Origin of the sequence: Mycobacterium innocens (assembly GCF_900566055.1) — a bacterium.
GTDB classification, from domain to species: Bacteria; Actinomycetota; Actinomycetes; order Mycobacteriales; family Mycobacteriaceae; genus Mycobacterium; species Mycobacterium innocens.
Genome location: NZ_UPHQ01000284.1, coordinates 1 through 4,702, shown reverse-complemented (window position 1 = coordinate 4,702; position 4,702 = coordinate 1). Strand labels below are relative to the sequence as shown.

The 4,702-nt window shown below is 66.9% G+C and carries 4 protein-coding genes and 1 tRNA gene; 3 read left to right on the top strand and 2 right to left on the bottom strand.

The window, feature by feature from the left end:
- Positions 1-260: 260 nt before the first annotated feature.
- Positions 261-527: a YdeI/OmpD-associated family protein gene (locus EET03_RS27530; protein WP_075542310.1), complete on the bottom strand. Its 267-nt coding sequence runs from the start codon at positions 525-527 to the stop codon at positions 261-263.
- 114 nt (positions 528-641) lie between these two features.
- Positions 642-724, bottom strand: a tRNA-Leu gene (locus EET03_RS27525).
- A 282-nt stretch (positions 725-1,006) separates the two neighbouring features.
- Between EET03_RS27525 and EET03_RS27520 the strand changes: the two genes are divergently transcribed.
- The 3 genes from EET03_RS27520 to EET03_RS27505 all read left to right on the top strand — a co-directional run.
- Positions 1,007-2,689 carry a DUF3662 and FHA domain-containing protein gene (locus EET03_RS27520; RefSeq protein WP_075542309.1) on the top strand — a complete coding sequence of 561 codons (1,683 nt, stop codon included), beginning with the start codon at positions 1,007-1,009 and terminating at the stop codon, positions 2,687-2,689.
- Positions 2,690-2,825: 136 nt separating this feature from the next.
- Positions 2,826-3,293, top strand: coding sequence for an FHA domain-containing protein FhaB/FipA (locus tag EET03_RS27515; protein ID WP_023369070.1), 468 nt, complete (start codon positions 2,826-2,828; stop codon positions 3,291-3,293).
- Positions 3,294-3,414: 121 nt separating this feature from the next.
- Positions 3,415-4,702 (top strand): PP2C family protein-serine/threonine phosphatase (locus tag EET03_RS27505; protein WP_136625769.1); only part of this gene is annotated, 1,288 nt, incomplete at its 3' end.

The following is a 4,702-nucleotide window of genomic DNA, read 5'->3' as shown; positions in this document are numbered from 1 at the left end:
GATGACCCACCAACCGTGTGAGGTCGCATAAGTCAGCGTGGGCGCTCGGCACTCCTCACAGCACACCGCGCACTCCGGCCAGGTCTTCTAACGCCAGCAACCACCGGCGACAATGCCCCACGCACCAACCTATGACTTGACACGACCTACAGCCAGCTAGCGGCGGTGCGGGACAGGCGGTGTCGAGCCGAAATTGAGACGCCGATGCGGCGATCGGGTGCAGGCGGGCTCGCACTCAGGAACGTGCTCCAGAAAGGCGGTTACCTGCCAGTACGCTCGCGATGCCGGCACCCGGGCCAGCAGCAAGGGCGGCGCTTGCCTTCCTCTAGCTCCTCCTGGGTCCGGCGGATGCGCCGCTCTCGGGTCGTCGGTTGCTTGGCGTCCTCGACCCAACAGATGAACTCGTTGCGCGCCAACGGCGTGATGTCGTTCCACGCAGCCAGAGCCGTGGCGTTGGCGATCAACGCCTTACGCAGGTCGGCGGGCAGCCGATACACCACCCCGCCGGGCACTTGGGCACGACTCACCGGGCCACCTTCTTCTCGGCACTTCTCGGCGAGGATTTCCAACTCATGGAGGCGGTGGATGAACCGCGGCGGGGTGCACTACTCGACACCCCTGGCGCGGTTCACTCGCAACAGTGGGCGAAGGGGGACTTGAACCCCCACGTCCCGAAGGACACTGGCACCTGAAGCCAGCGCGTCTGCCATTCCGCCACTCGCCCGAAACAACCGGAGGACCATACCACTGTAGTAGCCGCACGCCCCAACCGCCGCCGGCAGGTCGACAACCCGCGGCGGGGGAGCGGGCCTCGGGCGGAGCGGAACTCGCTCGGTCCTTGGCAGTCCTTGGTACTGGCCTGTCACCTGCGCGATGTTTTCTCAGGATTCTCACGGTGCCACTGCGTCACGGTGTCCCGATAGCATGTTTTGTGACCACCAGATGCGGGCAAGTCGTTTGCCTCGCGCCGACGATGACCAGAATCTAGTGAGGCGAGCGCTCAAAAATGGGTAGCCAGAAGGGCCTGGTTCAGCGCATCGAGCGCAAACTCGAGTCAACCGTCGGGGATGCATTTGCCCGGATGTTCGGGGGATCGATCGTCCCGCAAGAGGTGGAAGCCCTGTTGCGACGGGAAGCCGCGGATGGTGTGCGCTCACTCGAGGGAAATCGCCTTTTGGCGCCCAACGAGTACATCATTACCCTCAGTGTGCACGACTCGGAGAAATTGGGTGCAGACCCGGATCTCACGTCGAAGGCATTTGCTCGGTACTTGGCGGACTATATCCAAGAACAGGGGTGGCAAACGTATGGTGATGTGGTGGTCCGGTTCGAGCAATCGCCGAACCTGCATACCGGCCAGTTCCGCGCCCGCGGGACTGTTAACCCCGACGTCGAGCCCCGCCCGACGGTCACCGCTTACGTCCGGCCACAATCGAACCACGCGTTTGGCGCAGAACCAGGAGTACCACCGATGACTGACAACTCGAGCTACCGCGGCGGTCCGGGGCAGGGGCCCGACGAGTACTACGACGACCGGTACGCGCGTCCGCAAGAGGAGCCACGCAGTGGCTCGCCCGCCGGGCCGGACCCGCGCGGTGGATATCCGCCGGAAGGCGGCGGCTACCCACCCCAGCCCGGATACCCGCCGCCACCACGTCAGCCGGACCAGGGCGGCGGCTACCCCGAACAGCGCGGCTACCAGGACCAAGGCGGCTACCCCGAACAGCGCGGCTACCAAGACCAGGGCGGCTACCCCGAACAGGGCTACCAAGACCAAGGCGGCTACCCCGAACAGCGCGGCTACCAGGACCAGGGCTACCCCTCGTCGTACGAGCAGCGTCCGCCCGGCTACTCCGGTTCCGGCTATGACCAGGGTTACCGCCAGGGCGGCTATGGCCAACCACCCGGCGGCGGCTACGGCCAACCACCCGGCGGGTACGGACAACCGCCGAGCGGCTATGGCCAACCACCCGGCGGCGGCTACGGCCAACCACCCGGCGGCCAGCCCGGCTACGGCGGCTACGGCGACTATGGCGACTATGGCCGTGAACCCGCGCGTCAGGAGGACAGTGGTTACGGCGCTCCTGGTGGTCCTGGCGCTCCGCCACAGGCCCCGCCGGAACCACAGCGGCCGGCATATCCCGACCAGGGCGCCGGCTACGAGCAAGGCGGCTACGAGCAGGGCTATCAGCAGGGTGGCGGCGGATACGGCCGTCAGGAATACGGATCAGGTGACTACACCCAGTACGCCGAAACGCCGGCCCCCGGCGGCTACCCCGCCCAGGCCGGCGGGTACGCCGAGCCGGCTCGCGACTATGACTACGGCCAGTCGGCTGCTCCCGACTATGGCCAGCCGGCGGGCGGCTACGGCGGTTATGGCCAAGGCGGCTACGGGTCACCAGGAAATACGGTGACCCTGCAGCTCGACGACGGCAGCGGCCGCACCTATCAGCTGCGCGATGGCTCCAACATCATCGGGCGCGGACAGGACGCCCAGTTCCGGTTGCCGGACACCGGGGTCTCACGCCGGCACTTGGAGATCCGTTGGGACGGGCAGGTCGCGCTACTGACGGACCTGAACTCCACCAACGGCACTACCGTCAACAACGCACCGGTACAGGAGTGGCAATTGGCCGACGGCGACGTGATCCGCTTGGGCCATTCCGAGATCATCGTCCGCATTCACTGAACCCTCTGGGCACCATGCTGCCTCGCTTACCTCGCACCGACAGCCTGACCAGTATCGTGACTTTGCTGAACTTCTCGGCATCACCGGCGCGGGGGTGGCGGCGCCAGGACGGACGCCAGGACGGAAAGGACGCCAGATGCAGGGGTTAGTACTGCAACTGACGCGCGCCGGCTTCTTAATGCTGTTATGGCTGTTCATCTGGTCGGTGCTGCGGGTGCTGCGCACCGACATCTACGCGCCCACCGGCGCCGTGATGGTGCGCCGCGGGCTCGCGTTGCGCGGCACGCTACTACCGTCGCGTCAGCGCAGGCAGACGGCCCGCTACCTCGTCGTGACCGAGGGCGCGCTGGCGGGCGCGCGCATTACGTTGAGCGGACAACCGGTGTTGATCGGACGCGCTGACGACTCCACCCTGGTGTTGACCGACGACTACGCCTCGACACGGCACGCCCGGCTCTCTCAGCGGGGATCGGAATGGTACGTCGAGGACTTAGGATCGACCAACGGCACTTACCTTGACAGGGCGAAGGTGACGACTGCGGTACGAGTTCCGATTGGGGTGCCGGTTCGGATCGGCAAGACGGCAATTGAGTTGCGCCCGTGACCCGCGCCGGCGGCGATGCAGTGGGGGTACCGCCCGCTTGCGGGGGGCGCAGCGATGAGGTGGGGGCACGCCGCCACACGTGGGAGGTACCCCCACCCGCCTGTGGGGGAGAGCGGCGCTCGTGACCCTGGTCCTGCGATATGCGGCCCGCAGCGATCGCGGCCTGGTACGCGCCAACAACGAAGACTCCGTCTACGCCGGCGCGCGGCTGCTGGCGCTGGCCGACGGCATGGGGGGTCACGCCGCCGGCGAAGTGGCATCCCAACTGGTCATCGCAGCACTGGCCCATCTCGACGACGACGAGCCCGGTGGGGACCTGCTGGGCAAGCTCGAGGCCGCGGTTCGCGCCGGCAACTCGGCCATCGCCGCCCAGGTCGAGATGGAGCCCGACCTCGAGGGCATGGGGACCACCCTCACCGCGATCCTTTTCGACGGCAACCGGCTTGGTCTGGTGCACATCGGTGACTCCCGCGGCTATCTGCTGCGCGACGGTGAGCTGACCCAGATCACCAAGGACGACACGTTCGTCCAAACCCTGGTCGACGAGGGCCGGATCACCGCGGAGGAGGCACACAGCCACCCCCAGCGATCGCTGATCATGCGGGCGTTGACCGGTCACGAGGTTGAACCCACCCTGACCATGCGCGAAGTCCGGGCCGGTGACCGCTACCTACTGTGCTCGGACGGGCTGTCCGACCCGGTGAGCGACGAGACCATCCACGAGGCCCTGAAGATCCCCGACGTCGCCGAAAGCGCCTACCGTCTTATCGAACTCGCGCTGCGCGGTGGCGGCCCGGACAACGTGACCGTCGTGGTGGCCGACGTCGTCGACTACGAGTACGGCCAGACCCAGCCGATTCTGGCCGGAGCGGTATCCGGTGACGACGACCAACTGACCCTGCCGAACACGGCCGCGGGACGTGCCTCTGCGATAACCCCCCGCAAAGAAGCCGTCAAGCGGGTACCGCCGTCGGCCGAGACTTTCCACCGGCACCGCTGGTCGCGTCGGCGGATCATGCTTGCCGCGGTGCTGGCGGCGGTCCTGGTTGTCGCGGCGCTGTTCATCGGTCGCGCGATCATCCGCAACAACTACTACGTCGCCGAGTACAACGGCACGGTGTCGATCATGCGCGGGATCCAAGGGTCCCTGCTGGGCATGCCCCTGCACGAGCCTTATCTGCTGGGCTGTTTGAACGCACGCAATGACCTATCCCAGATCAGCTACGGCCAATCCCTGGGCCACCCCGACTGCCATCTGATGAAGTTGGAGGATCTGCGTCCGTCCGAACGCGCGCAAGTGCAGGCCGGACTCCCCACCGGCTCCCTGGACGGCGCCATCACCCAGCTGCGTGAACTGGCCGCCAACTCCCTGTTGCCGCCGTGCCCGCCGCCGCGCGCCACCTCGCCAC